13 protein-coding genes are annotated in these 14,355 nt (G+C 65.2%); 3 read left to right on the top strand and 10 right to left on the bottom strand.

The window, feature by feature from the left end:
- The 7 genes from CH291_RS00065 to CH291_RS00035 all read right to left on the bottom strand — a co-directional run.
- A partial coding sequence (locus tag CH291_RS00065; RefSeq protein ID WP_306437660.1) for a biotin carboxylase N-terminal domain-containing protein occupies nucleotides 1-504 on the bottom strand: 504 nt, incomplete at its 3' end.
- Nucleotides 505-632: 128 nt separating this feature from the next.
- Nucleotides 633-2,102 (bottom strand): condensation domain-containing protein, encoded by a 1,470-nt coding sequence (locus CH291_RS00060; RefSeq protein ID WP_094639332.1) that lies wholly within the window; start codon nucleotides 2,100-2,102, stop codon nucleotides 633-635.
- 125 nt (nucleotides 2,103-2,227) lie between these two features.
- Nucleotides 2,228-2,641: a SufE family protein gene (locus tag CH291_RS00055; RefSeq protein WP_037188062.1), complete on the bottom strand. Its 414-nt coding sequence runs from the start codon at nucleotides 2,639-2,641 to the stop codon at nucleotides 2,228-2,230.
- Nucleotides 2,638-3,534 (bottom strand): sulfurtransferase, encoded by an 897-nt coding sequence (locus tag CH291_RS00050; protein ID WP_094639333.1) that lies wholly within the window; start codon nucleotides 3,532-3,534, stop codon nucleotides 2,638-2,640. Before CH291_RS00050 ends, CH291_RS00055 begins: the two co-directional genes overlap by 4 nt.
- 190 nt (nucleotides 3,535-3,724) lie before the next feature.
- Nucleotides 3,725-5,098, bottom strand: coding sequence for a condensation domain-containing protein (locus CH291_RS00045; protein WP_179276407.1), 1,374 nt, complete (start codon nucleotides 5,096-5,098; stop codon nucleotides 3,725-3,727).
- Complete coding sequence (locus tag CH291_RS00040; protein ID WP_094686408.1) at nucleotides 5,076-6,533, bottom strand: condensation domain-containing protein; 1,458 nt, start codon at nucleotides 6,531-6,533, stop codon at nucleotides 5,076-5,078. Before CH291_RS00040 ends, CH291_RS00045 begins: the two co-directional genes overlap by 23 nt.
- A 46-nt stretch (nucleotides 6,534-6,579) precedes the next feature.
- Nucleotides 6,580-8,022, bottom strand: coding sequence for a condensation domain-containing protein (locus tag CH291_RS00035; protein ID WP_094686407.1), 1,443 nt, complete (start codon nucleotides 8,020-8,022; stop codon nucleotides 6,580-6,582).
- Nucleotides 8,023-8,614: 592 nt separating this feature from the next.
- Between CH291_RS00035 and CH291_RS00030 the strand changes: the two genes are divergently transcribed.
- Nucleotides 8,615-9,919, top strand: coding sequence for a hypothetical protein (locus tag CH291_RS00030; RefSeq protein ID WP_094669202.1), 1,305 nt, complete (start codon nucleotides 8,615-8,617; stop codon nucleotides 9,917-9,919).
- A 5-nt stretch (nucleotides 9,920-9,924) separates the two neighbouring features.
- On the opposite strand, the gene CH291_RS00025 is transcribed toward CH291_RS00030, so the two are convergent.
- A complete protein-coding gene (locus tag CH291_RS00025; RefSeq protein ID WP_256980674.1) occupies nucleotides 9,925-11,190 on the bottom strand; it encodes a glycosyltransferase in 1,266 nt (421 codons plus the stop codon).
- 155 nt (nucleotides 11,191-11,345) lie between these two features.
- On the opposite strand from CH291_RS00025, the gene CH291_RS00020 reads away from it, so the two are divergent.
- The gene (locus CH291_RS00020; protein ID WP_094686405.1) at nucleotides 11,346-12,725 is read left to right on the top strand and encodes a hypothetical protein; all 1,380 of its coding nucleotides are present in this window, start codon (nucleotides 11,346-11,348) and stop codon (nucleotides 12,723-12,725) included.
- Between the two features lie 114 nt (nucleotides 12,726-12,839).
- Complete coding sequence (locus tag CH291_RS00015; protein ID WP_094686404.1) at nucleotides 12,840-13,283, top strand: flavodoxin domain-containing protein; 444 nt, start codon at nucleotides 12,840-12,842, stop codon at nucleotides 13,281-13,283.
- A 48-nt stretch (nucleotides 13,284-13,331) separates the two neighbouring features.
- On the opposite strand, the gene CH291_RS00010 is transcribed toward CH291_RS00015, so the two are convergent.
- On the bottom strand, nucleotides 13,332-13,994 hold the full coding sequence (locus CH291_RS00010) for a Maf family protein (protein ID WP_068051232.1): 663 nt from the start codon (nucleotides 13,992-13,994) through the stop codon (nucleotides 13,332-13,334).
- Between the two features lie 2 nt (nucleotides 13,995-13,996).
- On the bottom strand, nucleotides 13,997-14,260 hold the full coding sequence (locus tag CH291_RS00005) for an acyl-CoA carboxylase subunit epsilon (protein ID WP_094639340.1): 264 nt from the start codon (nucleotides 14,258-14,260) through the stop codon (nucleotides 13,997-13,999).
- Nucleotides 14,261-14,355: the final 95 nt, after the last annotated feature.

Below are 14,355 nucleotides of genomic sequence, written 5' to 3'. Positions count from 1 at the left end.
GAACGCGGCTTTGATCGCGATCGGCAGGCCGTGTTCGTCGACGAAGGCGAGGATTTCGTCGGCGTCTTTGACCGGTTCGGAGGTGCCGGGGACCGAGGGTGCTTTGGCGCGGGCGGCGATGTGGCGGGCGGTGACCTTGTCGCCGAGGTCGCGGATGGACTGCGGGGACGGTCCGATCCAGATCAGGCCGGCATCGATGACGGCTTGGGCGAAGTCGGCGTTCTCGGAGAGGAATCCGTAGCCGGGGTGGATGGCGTCGGCCCCGGACTTGGCGGCGGCGTCGATGATCTTGTCGATCACCAGATACGACTCCGCGGAGCTCTGCCCGCCGAGCGCGAAGGCTTCGTCGGCCAAGCGGACGAACGGTGCGTCGGCGTCGGGTTCGGCGTACACAGCGACACTGGCCAACCCGGCATCGGCCGCAGCCCGGATCACCCGCACCGCGATCTCACCACGATTGGCGACAAGAACCTTGGTGATCTGAGCACTGGCATGGCTGGGCACTGAGCCTCCTACGGATGTGTTTCTCGCGTGCTTCGTTACGAACGTCACGTCGGAGTCTAAGCATCGGCACTGTCATCGCTGCAATCGGTCTGCAGAGCTGCAGCTGACCGGCGGCGAGCCGCAGTGAGCTACTGATTGGTAGCGATCTGACCGGTGTCGGTATGTCCGATATCGGATCGCTCGTCGCCCGTGAGGGGGAATCGGGCGGTACCCGTGTCCGCAACATCGCTCAACAACTTTCGGAAGGCACCGACGTATTCGTGAACCCGCGCGGTCGCCTGCTCGGTGTTGGGATAGCGAGCCGCGATGTTGATCCCCTGCGGCGTGCGGTTGATCCAGATGTACACGTCGTGCTGGTACTGCTTGCTGCGCAACGCTCGGGCGTTCCAGTCCGGCCAGTGCTCGGCGGCAGGCGCGAACCGCACATCCATGAAGGAGACGACGAAACGCGGGCGGGCGGAATAGCCCAGAGTGGTGAACACGCGATCGAGAGGAACTCGGGCGATCGGTTTGGTCTTCTTCACCTCGGCCGAGGCCGCCGCGACCACCGAGCCGAACGAGTCCGCACCGGCGATGTCGAAAGAGATGGGGCACAGTCCGACGAACCAACCCAGCGCCGACGCCCATTGCGGCTCGTCGCGAGTGTGCACCGGCGTCACCGTGCGGAAACGATTGCCGCCGCCCAGTTCGGAGCCGGTGATGGCCAGAACTGCGAGCAACCCGGCGAACAGACTGTGTCCGGTCTTGCGGCAGGCGACCGAGAACGAGTCGGCCTGGTCCGGGTCGAGCACCCACGCGGACAAACCGCCCTGCGGCAGATCGTCCGGGCTCGGATCTCCGATGTCGAGTGGAAAGGCCGGTAGCTCGCCTTCGCCGTCGACGAGAAAATCCCGCCATATCCGCACGGCGTCGTGGGAATGCTCCAGCTCTGCATTCCTCTCGCGTTCGGAGGAACCGAAGTCGAGGTAGCTGCCGGCCTCGAACAGGGCAGCGGGCGCACCACCGAGTTCCTCGCCGTACAGAGCAGCTATCTCGTGCGCGACCAGCACCGTGGACAGGCCGTCGATGATCGAATGATCCGCTGCGAAGAACACGGTGATCGGACGCGTCTCGTCCACCGGTTCGAGCGTCACGAAGGCGTAGGCGGGCCAGATCAACGGTGAGGTGAACTCGTCGAACAGATACTGCAGGTGCTCGAACACCTCACTCGATTGCGCGCACCGTTCCTGCTCGACCTGCCAGATGTCGATGGCACCCTGCGCGGCGGTCACCCTCGTCATCTCGCCCGTCACCTCGTCGATCGACGCGCTCGAACGCATCGCCTCGTGCCGGTCGATCCAGTTCAGCACTGCCTGGCGAAACGCGGGCTTGTCCAGCGGGCCTGCGATTTCGAAGGCCGCGCCGAGCCATGATTCACGACCGCGGCGAGGACTGCTCAGGCTCGTACGAAGGTGTGCCTCGTGGACGTAGGACGTCGGCCTGGCGTCGGGATGCCAGCCAGCAGCCTCCGGAGTGCGGGCCTGCGGGCCGACGCTGGGTATCCACTCGGTGAGCGTGCCCGCGGGAACCGCGTAGTCCGCCAACTCCGTGAACTCCATATCGGCAGCAACCAACCTTCGTCGTACGCATCGGGGGGACTGGGCTCCAGGGGCCCTGCCGCGGAGTCTAACGACGACGCGTTGTATCGATCAAGACGACGGCACGTCACCTGCGCCGTCGCCGGTCAACGCAGGTGACGCTTGATCCGCGCCAACATCGCCGACATACCGCGCAGTCGCAACGGGCTCACCGCGTCGCTCAGCCCCAGAGCCGAGTAGAAATCGTCCGGTACGTCGAGGATCTCCTGTGCGCCGAGACCGTCGAGCCCCTGCGCCAGGATCGAGGCGAACCCCCGCGTGGTCGGAGCTTCCGGTGGGGCGCTGAAGTACAGCCGGACCCGCGCCGGATCGCCTGCATCCACCGACAGGAACAGCGGAGACTGGCACTCCGGCACCGGCTCCATCGCATCCTGAGCAAGGTGGTCGGGCAGAGGAGGCAGTTCGCGACTGAACTCCAGCAACAGCTGCAGCTTGTCCTGCCCCTCCACCGCGGCGAAGTCCTCGACTATCTCGGCCAGGGATTCCGGCAAGGCGCTCATCGTGTGGCCGGAGCCGATCCGGGCTCCTCGCCCTTGGCGATCGGGACGCGAACGGCGTTGCCCCATTCGGTCCACGAGCCGTCGTAGTTGCGCACCGACTGGTACCCGAGCAGATGGGTCAACACGAACCAGGTGTGGCTCGAACGCTCACCGATCCGGCAGTAGGCGATCACGTCGTCGGTGGCGGAGGTACCGGAGTAGATCTCGTCCAGTTCCGTGCGAGACCGGAACCGTCCGTCCGGTGCGGCTGCCTTGGCCCAGGGGATGCTCACGGCGGTGGGGATGTGACCTCCGCGCAGTGCACCTTCTTCTGGGTAGTCGGGCATGTGGGTGCGCTCGCCGGTGTACTCGGCGGGGGAGCGAACGTCGATCAGCGGCACCGTTCCGAGCGAGCCGAGAACATCGGAGGCGAACGCACGAATGGGTGCATCGTCGCGTTCGATCACCGGGTAGTCGGTGGCGGGGAACTCGGGCACGTCGAGGGTGGTGTCGCGGTTCTCCGACAACCAGGCGTCGCGGCCACCGTCGAGCAGACGCACGTCCTGATGTCCGAACAGCGTGAAGACCCACAGTGCATACGCGGCCCACCAGTTGCTCTTGTCGCCGTACACGACGATGGTGTCGTCCCGGGAAATGCCTTTGCGGCTCATCAGTTTCGAGAACTGCTCGCCGTCGATGTAGTCGCGGGTGACCGGATCGTTGAGGTCGAGATGCCAATCGATCTTGACCGCGCCGGGAATGTGGCCGACGTCGTAGAGCAACACGTCCTCGTCGGATTCGACGACCCGAAGGCCGGGGGTACCGAGATGAGCGGAGAGCCATTCGGTCGATACGAGACGATCCGGATGCGCATAGTCGGCGAACGTTGCGTTGGAATCGGTTGGTACAGGCACGTATCGGCTCCTACGGAAGATATTCGGCTGGCGGCCCGCCCGGGGGTGGACGGTCTGCACTGTCGATCCTATGCGGAACCTCTGTCACGGGGCAGGAGTGGAGCCTGCGGAACGACTTCTATGAGGGCAGGAGTGGAGCCTGCGGAACGACTTCTATCAGGGCAGGAGTGGAGCCTGCGGAACGACTTTGTCAGGGCGTCAGGGCAGCGCTCTCGGGTTTCGCTGTGGAGACCCGCAGGAGGGCGACGAGTTCGGCGGTGAACGCATTCATCACCGAGTGTGCCTGTGCAGTGTCGGGAAATCGTGACCGCAATGCCAGGCCCGACGTGGTGCGCGAAACCCAGAACTGCGCGTCGTCGGACACCGTGGCATTGCTGATGTGGTGTGCATCGGTTCGGTCGAAGCGTTCGTGTCCACCGATTCTGGTGTAGTCGATGTACGACACCATGAACACGTCTCGACGCGACAAGGTGAACGCATCACCGAGGTTGTTCAGTACCTGGGGGATCGGAACGGTGCTCAGTGGCAGTGCTGCACGAAACGCTGTGTGGGCCGCGGTGATCGTGTCGGTGAGGTCGTGTTCTACCTCCACGGTCATGGGAGCGTTCGTGGTGAACCAGCCCAGTGCACGCGAGAATTGCTGCTGATGGCGGGTGTGCAACGGGAACAGGAACGGCACGCGGCTCGGTCCGCCTATCCCGGCGCACGCCTGCCCGATCGCAGCGACGACCCCGGCGAACATCCCGGCTCCGGAACGGGCGCAGAGCTCCGCGTAGTCGAGGGTGTGCTGCGCGTCGAGCAAGGGCGTGACAGTCGTTGCCTGAGGCGCGGTTTCACCCTCGGCGACGCCGAGGTCGAGCGGGAAACGCGGCGTGGTGCCACCGCACTCGGTGAGAAAGCTCGACCACCGCACCATGCGTTCGTCCGTGGGATCGACGAGTGGCTGGGTTGCTTCGACACGGCAGTACTCGACGAACCCACCGACCGGAGGCAGGGCTGCCTCCGGGTTCGACGGACAGCGGCGGTAGGCGTCGTACAGGGTGTTGATCTCGTCGACCACGACTGCGATCGACATGGCGTCGACGTTGGAATGATCGAAGGCGCACAACACCGTCGAGGTGTCCGGTCGATCGATTCCGAAACAGGTGTACGACGGGAATCGTCGTGCGTCGCAGTGTAGTTCGAGCGAATTTCGGAGGTGACTCCGGAGCATGGACCCTGACGAGAAGGTGGTTCGAGTGGTTTCCCTCATCTCGACCGCACCCGGTTCGTGAACCATCCGCTCGATTCCCGCCGCCGCGCGAACGAACGAACTACGCAGGGTGTCGTGTCGGTCGATCAGGCGCTCGAAGGCCCACCCCAAAGCGCGGGTGTCGAGCCTGCCCTGCACCTCGAAGGCTCCGGCAATCCAGACGCGCTCGGCTTCGTCCAGATCGCCGAGGTGAAACCGTTGGTTGAACGACGGCGGAACCGTCGACGGTTGCGGTTTCCCGGTGACGACGGCGGTGAACTCGACGACGGTGCCCGCGCGCGGGGTGTACTCAGTGATCGAGGTGACCCGCACCGGCCGGCTCCTGAACCAGATTTTCGAGCGTCAGATTGTAATCACCCTCACGTGCGATGGTTTCCAGTACATGCGCCAGATGATCGTGGTACCGCTTCACCGCTGCGGCGGCAACGTCGGTATCAGGGGTCTGGGCCACCAGGTACAGGTGCTCACCGTCTCGGTTGATCCACATCGATGCGTTCGACGTCGAACCCTCGCCGGTGAAATGCTTCGCGCGCGTGTCCGCGTCTCGTCCGACGCCGGGGAACCAGCGAAAGTCGATGTACGAGAGCATGTTCGGACTCACTGCCAACTCGCTACCGAGAGTGCCGTCGGCGGCCAGCGCGCCCAGCACAGCGTGCACCGGGGCCTCCGCGATCTGCTTGGCCTGCTCGAAGCCTCGGTGGGCTCCAGCCGCGACGTCGGAGAACCTGTCGTGTCCCGCCACCTCGAATGCGACCGGAGCGAAGTTGACGAACCATCCCTGGGACTGTCCGTAGTCACCGTGATGCCGGGTGCTGAGCACGGTGATCCCGAAGTAGTCGGTGTTACCGGCCAATTCGAAGTCGGTGATCCCGACGGCGGCGAATATGCCGCTGCTCATCCGGGCCCCGGCGGTCTTGCACGCGGCGTCGAATGCAGCGGTCAGTTCTTTGCTCAACAGGTCGCGTTCGACGATGCGGACCGGAGCTTTCTCGCCGGGCGCGAGGCCGAGGTCGAGCGGGAACCGAGGCATCCGGCCGTCGTGTCGGGTGAAAATGTCTCGCCAGGCCGCGAGTTCGGGAGAATCGGCCCCGAACGTCGCGGCCCGAGCCCGTTCGTCGGCGGCGTAGGCCAGATGACTACCTGCCTCTGCCGGGGTAGGTACGTCCGCGCCGGTCTCGAGTGCGTACAGATCGGCCAACTCGCTGATGACCAACGCTTGCGAGCCGCCGTCGGTGAATGCGTGATCTGCGCCGTAGTACAGGGTGAAGCTGCCGGGCCTGGCCACGACACCGACGACGAATCCGGGCCAGGCGTCCGCGGTCGCCTCGGACGAGAAGCGCCCCCGTACGTACCGTTGGAATCGGTCGTCGTCCGTGGTTTCTCCGGCGTCGGTCACCTCGAACGCCGCGACCTCGGGCGGGGCGAGATGCCGAACGACGTTGTTTCCCTCGACCTCGAACCAGCATCGAAGGCCCTCGTGACGCAGCACGTAGGCGGCCAGTGCGCGGCTCATCGCATCCGTGTCCACGTCACCGTCGATCTCGGTTGCCACCCCGGTGTACGCGGTGTGCACATCGCCGCGTTCGCGGGCCGCCCACGCGGCCTTCAGGTGGTCCTCCTGGAGAAACGAGACCGGAGTCGAATCGACGGGTGCCGCTTGGGCACTCGCACGGGCAGCCGCAGTGGGGTGCCATTCGAGCAGTCGGCCGGGAGCAGGATTCCATCTGCCCATAGCGGTGATGATCATGGTCGCTTCATCCTCCTCGATAAGGGCCGCGGGCTGATTCGACGACTCACTCTGCGGCGACGGTCACCGACCGTGAGGCCGACGTGAGCACCGTATCGGTACCACTGTCGGAGTCGATCACTGCCGTCAGCACGGCGACGAACTCGGTGATGAAGCGGTGGACGTTGGTCGACGCGACATCCGAGCTGGGGAATCGCGCGGAGATGTTGAGCCCTTGGAGCGTCCGGTTGACCCAGAAGTAGACCTCGTCCTCGGCGTGGCAGTTGCTCCGCAGAGCCCGACCCTTGCGGTCCTGCCACTGCTCGGCGTCCGGGAGGAATCGAAGATCGATGTAGGACACCACGAATCGAGGAATTTCTGTCGACTCGAGGATCTGGGCGATCTTGGAGTACGGCATCCGTGCCAACCCCTTGTTCGCCGCGCCTGCAGTTGCTGCAGCCGCGACTGCCTCCCCGAAGGTGCGAGCGTCACCGAGCTCGATCTCCATGGGCAGAATCCCGACGTACCAACCCACCGCCGCGGCCCACTTCTGTTCGTCTCTGGTGTGCATCGGCATCACGGTGCGCAACGTCGTGCGACCGGACAGGCGGACGTTCGTCAGCGCCAGAGCGGCCAGTATTCCGGCCTGCATGTTGTACCCGGCGTTACGGCATGCAGCGTTGAAGGCATCCGACTGCTCGGAAGTCAGCAGCCAGGACGAGATGCTGCTCTGTGCGGCCGGGCCGGTGAGCGACCGGTCGACCGACACCGGAAGGGGAAATGCGGGAAAGCGTCCGTCCTCCGCGGCCAGGAAGTCCTGCCAGGTGCGCACGGCGCTGTGGTCACCGGTCAGTGTCTCGCCGAGAGCCCTCTCGGACTGGCTGAAGTCCACATAGCTGCCGACCTCGGGCAACTGGGGGTCGATGCCTTCGAGGGCGTGCGCGTAGAGCTTGTCGATCTCGTTGATGGCGTAGATCTGGCTGTAGGCGTCCATCACCGAGTGGTCGGCGGCGAACGCAAGCAGAAACGACTCTCCCGGCCCGTTCGAGAGAGCGCGGGAGGCATCGTCCGGTTCGATGGTCGCGAGGACGAAATGCGGCCACGCCGTCGGGGAGACGGTGTCGCCGAACCAGGAGTGCAGATGGCTGAAGACCTGAGTCTCGGTCCGGGGTTCGGTGTGTGCCCGGTCGGTCACCTGCACTGCATCTGTCGGTGCGGTGTAGCGCAGCCAGGAACCGGATTCCTCGTCGCGCCTGACCTTGGTCCGAAATGCCTCGTGCCGACCCATGTACGCGGTGATGGTTGCGCGCACTGCCTCGACGTCGTAGCGGCGATGAATCTCGAACACCGTGCCGATCCACGAGCCCGGAGCGCTGCGCTCGCAATGGTCCTGGTGCGTGTAGGACAGACCGCGGGGGTCCGGTTCCCAACGGTCGTCGTCGACGCGGGGGACCCACTCGGTCAGGCGACCGGCGGGGAGGGGGTAGTCGGCGAGTTCGGTGTATTCCATGGGAGTCCTCTTCCGTTCCGGGCTCGGTCGGCGGTGCGCGGCGTTGGTTCGGTATTGCACGTTCGATTACGGTCGAGTCGATCGTGTAAACCCGTCGGCGATGATCGGGCAGCCGACCGGTCGCTTTATCCGATTGCTGTTGGATTGCTGCTTTCCGCATTGAAAGAACAACGTCGTTGCCGTCGACCCGAAGTGAGTTCAGAGAACACGATAGGGCGAAAGCGGAATTATTTCGCAGCGCGAAAAAGTAATACTTCTCACTGCCGAGCGTCTTGACTCGCCGGTCGCCGATCGGGAGTCGAGGGAGCGTCCGATTGTCGTATCTTATGAACGAATCACTGACTTTGCTGGTCAGCGTGATGATAGTTCACAATCGAAGTGTGGTGCAAACTGTCGTGCGACCCGACACACGACCCACGCCACCGAATGGATCGAACATGGTCCGGGACACATTCGGGACGCCTTTTTCGTGCACCTATTGCCGAATGTGAATGCATTGGTGTGGCGAATTGACACCACTGCCCCTGGTTCGTGGATGTAGTAGGTTCGGCGCGTGACCCGAATTGGATTTGCCGATCACCTATTCTTGCGAATGCATCACGGCATCGGATATCCCGTCTACAACCAGTTCTTGTGGTGGTTCGACGAAACCGTCCAGCGAGTGGACCTGGAAAAGCTACGCGACAACCTGTCCGACGGTCTGCTCGCGCGCCGAGTGGTCTCGTCGACGGTGCCTACTGCCCGCGCTCGATGGGTGGCCTCGAACGTCTCCCATTCATTGGATTTTCACCCACACTTCATCGAATCGACCGAAGTATCGGCCTGGGCCGACGGTTGCATCGATGACGACATCGATCCCGAGACCGGTCTCGGTTGGCGACTGGCGGCAGCTCCTCTCACCAACGGGGGGACGGTGCTCTCGTTGGTTGCTTCGCACATGGTCGCCGACGGCGGCGCTCTGATCGCCGCGTTCGCGGCTGCGAACTCCCCGTCCGTGCACCCTCGGTCGGTTCCGACCGAGGACGGAATCGCGGCCATCGGCTCGGACCTGCGAGACGCCGTGGGGCAGGTGCGGTCCGTAGCCGGCTGGTTGGCGAACACCGCTGCGTCCGCGCTACCGATTCCCACCCGATCCGGTCCGGACGTCGTTGTCCCGCGCTCGCAGCCGACTCGTTCGCAGCCGACGGCCGGTGCCGTGGATGCAGACTGGGTATCGCCTCACGCGGTGGCAGAGGTGGACGCAGGTACTTGGAAAGCGGCTGCGCAACGATGGGGTGGCTCGTCCAATTCACTGTTCATCGCCGTTCTCACGGCAGCCTCCGGGCAGGCCGGGCGAGCCTCGATCGGAGACTCGGTGCAGTGGTCACTGCCGGTCAGCGATCGCACCGTCGACGACACTCGCTCCAATGCCACCAAGATCGTCAAGATCGAGGTCCCCGTCACCGACGCGGCCGACCGCGATCTGTCGACGATTCGGAAAATCAGCAAGGCGGCGTTCACCGCTTTCGCCGCGAGGCAGGCTGCCGGTCTACCACCCGCAGGCATCTCGCAGGCCCTCGTGCAGATGCTGCCCGACGCCGTGGTCGCGCGTGTTCCGCAACCGCGTGACGGTGCGGAAGGCCTGGCGTCGAACCTGGGTGCTCTGCCCGAGGTCTTCACCACGGTGGCCGGTATCGGAGCTCGTGCCGTATCGGGCAGGGCGACCTTCGCGGGTGCCGACGCCGCATTCGCGCGATCGTTGGACGGTGGGCTGACGGCCTGGCTGTGCGAGACGGGCGCAAGCGTCACCGTGACCGTCCACGCCATGGACCCAGATCGATTCGTCGATGACCGGGCACTGCGTGACCATCTGGCGGAGGCGCTGGGCCGCTGGGAGTTGACTGCGCGCTTCTGGTGAGTGCGTCAGCGGTTCCGCGCTGCCGCCTCGGTGATGTCGGCAGCTGCGGCCACCGCAGTTGCAGTCGGGGCGACCGAGCCGGCCAATCGGCGTGCCGCCTGCCTGGCGCGGGCGGTAGTGATATCGGTAATGCCTTGCTGGAGAACGGATTCGGTCAAGGTCGAGAATTTCGTGCTGGTGCCGGCTCCGATCCTGCGCAGCGCGGCACCCCAGAACGGCTGATCGGCGCTGAACCAGCAGACGAGTGTCGGCAGGCCGGCCCGCGCCGTGGCAGCCGTCGTGCCTGCGCCACCGTGGTGGACCGCAGCCACGCATCGCGGCAGGATGCTCGCGTGATCGACCGACTCGACGATCATGATGTTCGAATTCGATTGGACTGCAGCAGGATCGGCACCGGCCAGGTCGCTCCAGCCGGCACAGACGAGAGCGCGAACGCCCAGCCTTCGGGTCACGTTCTCGATCATGCGCAGCAGTGCCGCGGGATCGGGGACGGGCATGCTGCCGAAGCCGAAGTACACCGGCGCGGAGCCTGCCCGCAGCCATTCTTCCAACGCAGGATCGGAATCGACGCCAGCGCTGCTCAGCCCCAGGAATCCGACGAACGGGCGGTGTGAGCCCCACTGTTCTGCGAGCCCGGGGAACAGCGCCGACTCGTACGCCTGAATCTCCACTCCGCCGTAGCGTTCGGACCGAACAGGCAGCGAATGACGCGTCGGTGCGAGACCCAGGGACTTCCTCTGCGCGTTCTCGCGGGCCTTCATGGATTTCCAGCGCATCGACTCCGCCAGCGCCCACATCGACCGGTTGACGTACCCCGGTAACGTGATGCCCGGGGTCACGGGCACGACGTCGTTGCGGCGCAGCGGGCAGTAGTGAAGTGCCACAAAGGCATTGCCCGTAGACTCCGCCATGTTGAACGCCATCTCCTGCCCCAGCGAACCGGTGACGATCGCGTGACAGCCCTGGGCCATCCGTTCGAGTTCGGCCGTCATCTGATCCCAGCCGTGATTGGCCAGTTCCGCGAGTGCCGCCATCTTGGTCCGCGGGTTACGCGACTTGATGCGTACCCTGATCAACTCCGACTCCAGCAGTCGCTGGGTGTCCGGCCCGAACGAGATCACGCCGATTCGTTCGGACTCAGCCGTTTTCGCGCGAGCGAAGTCCACGAGGTTCGGTGGTGCGCCGAACACCACGTCGTGTCCGCGATCCGCGAGCTCGACGCCGAGTGCAAGACCGGGCGTCACGTCACCGCGACTGCCGTTGAATGGCATCACGAACTTCATAGGGTCACTCGCAGTCGCGTCGGCGTGGAAAACGTCCTCAACCTATCAGTCCCGCACGCCGCAGTTCGGATCGGAAAACATATGGCGGGAAACACATTTGCGGCCCACCTGCGTCCGCGCTCGTGCAGCGATAGTCTCGCGGGGTGGAAAGACTGACGTACGACGACGACCTGTTCCTCCGCATGGAATGCGTTCTCGGGGTACCGGTGGTGAACCAGATCGTCTGGCGGTTCGACCGCGCCGTCGCTCCGGACGCGCTGCGATCGATGTGGCGAATGCTCGCCGAAGGCCCCATCGATCGATCCGTTCGACGGGCCCGGCTGCCCGGAGCCCGTGACAGCTGGACCGCAGCGCGTCGATCCGCTGATCCGGTGGTTATAGGGCCACCGATCGCCCGCGCGGCGGTCGACAGGTGGATCGAGGACGAGGCCGCCGTGGCGTTGGATCCGATCGGGGGACCGGCGTGGCGATTGTCGGCCACGTCGGTGGAAGAAGGCGGCACGGTCGTGTCGTTGGTCGGCTCTCACGTCGTCGGCGACGGCGGGGCGCTCACCTCCGCAGCCGCGGCCGCGCTGGCCGGACACGCCGTCCCCGACGATTTTCTGCGTGTCGGCCTCGATGACGGTCCCCTGTCCGCGACGGCGATCTCCCGTGCCGATCTCTCCGATGGTCTCGGCCGTGTCGGTGCAGCGCTCTCGGGTGCGGCACGAGCGCTCGGCCGCACCGCGGTGGCGGCGGTACGGGCACGGTCCACGGCGTTCGCCGACGCGAGCGCAGGAACACCCGAGGGCACCGGTGCCGACCGTCCGCGTGCGATCGTCGCCCCTGCCGAGGGCGCGTGGAGGCCGAGCACCGTCGTCGTCGATTGTCTGTCCGCGGAGTGGTCTGCCGCCGCGGCGAGCAAAGGGGGCAGTTCCAACAGCCTGCTGGTCGCGGTGGTGCTCGGGATACTGACCGGGAGCGGCCGAGTCTCGACCGAGGACCGGGTACGCGTCGCCCTTCCGGTCAGTACCAGGGCCACGGGTGATCGGCGTGCCAACGCGACGTCCGGCGTCTCGATCCACGTCGAGCCGGGAGGGACGTATCTCGACGATCTCGGAGCAATTCGAGCGGCGAGCAAGCAGGCATTCAGAACCCAGGCCGATCGCACGGTCACCACGACATTCGAGCTCCTCAAACCGCTGATGCAGTTGCTGCCCGACGCGATCGTGGCCAAACTCGCCGCGTCGGGCTCGGCCCCGCTGTGCCTGTGCTCGAATCTCGGTGCCAGAGGTGTCGCACTGCGGACCATCGGTGGTCTGGACGCCACCGCGGTGGCGATGAGGTCCATCACACAGAACACCGACGTGGCCCTACTACGCCGCACGGGCGGTGGAGTCAGCGCTTGGTGGAACGAATCGGGCGAACGCGCCACCCTGTGCGTCACCGGGCTCGATCCGGACAGCTTTCCCAGCAAAGAGCACCTGAGAGGGCTGGTCGAGGTGGAGTTCGATCGATGGGGCCTGACGCCCGAGTTCTGGTGACCTCGAGACAAGTCACAACCGCGGGCAAGGACGGATTTTCGACCGGATCGCCGGTGAGGCTATGCTTTCCGACTGTTCGAGTGTTCGAGCAGGTGTGAGAAAGGGGAGCGATCCATGGCAGTGGTCGTGTTGTTCGGGTCCGAGACCGGTACGGCCGAGGAGGTCGCCGACAAGATTGCGGACGTGCTCAGCGATCATGACGCCGAGGTACGCGACATGCTCGAGTACGAGGTGTCCGACATCGACACCGACGACTTCCACGTGGTCATCTGCTCCACCTACGGAGACGGAGAGCTCCCCACCGGTGCAGAACCCTTCTTCGATGCGCTCGTCGAGGACGAGCCGGACCTCGCGGGACTGCAGTTCGCGGTGTTCGGTCTGGGCGACCGGGTCTACGAGGACACCTTCAACCGCGGCGGCGAGATCATCGCTGAGAAGCTCACCGAGCTCGGCGGCAAGCAGGTCGGTACCCATGCTCGGCACGACAGCTCGTCGAACATCAAGCCGAAGACCATGGCCGAGGAGTGGGCTCGCGAATTGATCGATCTTCTGCCCTGACGGCAGAACTCGGCTCCGTCCGGCCCAGCGGTCGGCGGAGCCGGACGGTCAGGACGGGGCGCTGCCCCACAGTGCGGCCAGAGACGTACCCACACGAGTGAGCAGTGTTCGCACCAGCGGTAGGCCGATGCCGATCACCGACGACGGATCGCCCTCGATGCGGTCGACGAACCAGCCGCCAAGCCCGTCCAACGTGAACGCCCCGGCCACCGACAACGGTTCACCCGAGTCGAGGTAGGCCTCGAGGTCCACCGAGGACGGCGTCGAAAAGTGGACGACGGTCGAACTGTGCGCTGCAGCCTGCGCCACGACCACTCCGTCGGTCACCCGGAGCACAGCGTGGCCGGTCAGCAAGTCGCCGCTGTTGCCCGCCATCGACTGCCATCTCGTGCGCGCCACCTCGACCGAATGTGGCTTACCGTGCAGCTCCCCGCCGATGGCCAACATCGAATCGCAGCCGACGATCACCAGATCGTCGCTCGAATCCGAGAACGTCTCGGCCACCGCGGCGGCCTTGGCTCGGGCCAGTTCCGTGACCACCGTTTCCGGAGACACCGACGGCCCGAGCGCTGCTGTCAACGCATCCTCGTCGACACCCGACACCCGGACGATCGGCTCCACCCCGGCACCGCGCAGCACCGACAGACGCGCAGGCGACGCCGACGCCAGGACCAGACGAACAGACCCCGGCGCAGCGTCGGACGAGCGCATCGTCACCGTGGGTAGCGACCCGACGCGGCATACGAATACGCCGACTGAGGTGCGAATCGGCGATGCAGCAACTCCGGTGAACCCCACAGCTCACGAGGACGAGAATCGCCCGTCGACTCGGACCCGCCCTGGGCAGCCGTCAGAACCGTCACCAGCGCGGCGATTTCCTCATCGCTCGGATTGCCCTTCACCACCCGAACAGCCGCAGGGGACGGGGAAACCACCTCGCTCGGATTCGCTGCGTCATGATTCGCTTCGTCGTTCATAGTGGGATGTTTCCGTGTTTCTTGGGTGGGAGGGTGACTTGTTTGCGTTCGAGTAGTCGTAGTGCGGTGACGATCTGGCCGCGGGTGTGGCTGGG

Origin of the sequence: Rhodococcus sp. 14-1411-2a, assembly GCF_002259485.1 — a bacterium.
In the GTDB taxonomy this organism is placed as follows: Bacteria; Actinomycetota; Actinomycetes; order Mycobacteriales; family Mycobacteriaceae; genus Rhodococcoides.
The sequence above is the reverse complement of the archived record's forward strand: the minus strand, read 5'-3'. Positions and strand labels throughout refer to the sequence as shown.

Bases quoted from the DNA above. Each gene is read 5' to 3' on its own strand.
- CH291_RS00060 (WP_094639332.1), bottom strand. From the start codon at position 2,102: ATGGAGTTCACGGAGTTGGCGGACTACGCGGTTCCCGCGGGCACGCTC.
- CH291_RS00055 (WP_037188062.1), bottom strand. From the start codon at position 2,641: ATGAGCGCCTTGCCGGAATCCCTGGCCGAGATAGTCGAGGACTTCGCC.
- CH291_RS00040 (WP_094686408.1), bottom strand. From the start codon at position 6,533: ATGATCATCACCGCTATGGGCAGATGGAATCCTGCTCCCGGCCGACTG.
- CH291_RS00035 (WP_094686407.1), bottom strand. From the start codon at position 8,022: ATGGAATACACCGAACTCGCCGACTACCCCCTCCCCGCCGGTCGCCTG.
- CH291_RS00030 (WP_094669202.1), top strand. From the start codon at position 8,615: ATGCATCACGGCATCGGATATCCCGTCTACAACCAGTTCTTGTGGTGG.
- CH291_RS00025 (WP_256980674.1), bottom strand. From the start codon at position 11,190: ATGCCATTCAACGGCAGTCGCGGTGACGTGACGCCCGGTCTTGCACTC.
- CH291_RS00015 (WP_094686404.1), top strand. From the start codon at position 12,840: ATGGCAGTGGTCGTGTTGTTCGGGTCCGAGACCGGTACGGCCGAGGAG.
- CH291_RS00010 (WP_068051232.1), bottom strand. From the start codon at position 13,994: ATGCGCTCGTCCGACGCTGCGCCGGGGTCTGTTCGTCTGGTCCTGGCG.
- CH291_RS00005 (WP_094639340.1), bottom strand. From the start codon at position 14,260: ATGAACGACGAAGCGAATCATGACGCAGCGAATCCGAGCGAGGTGGTT.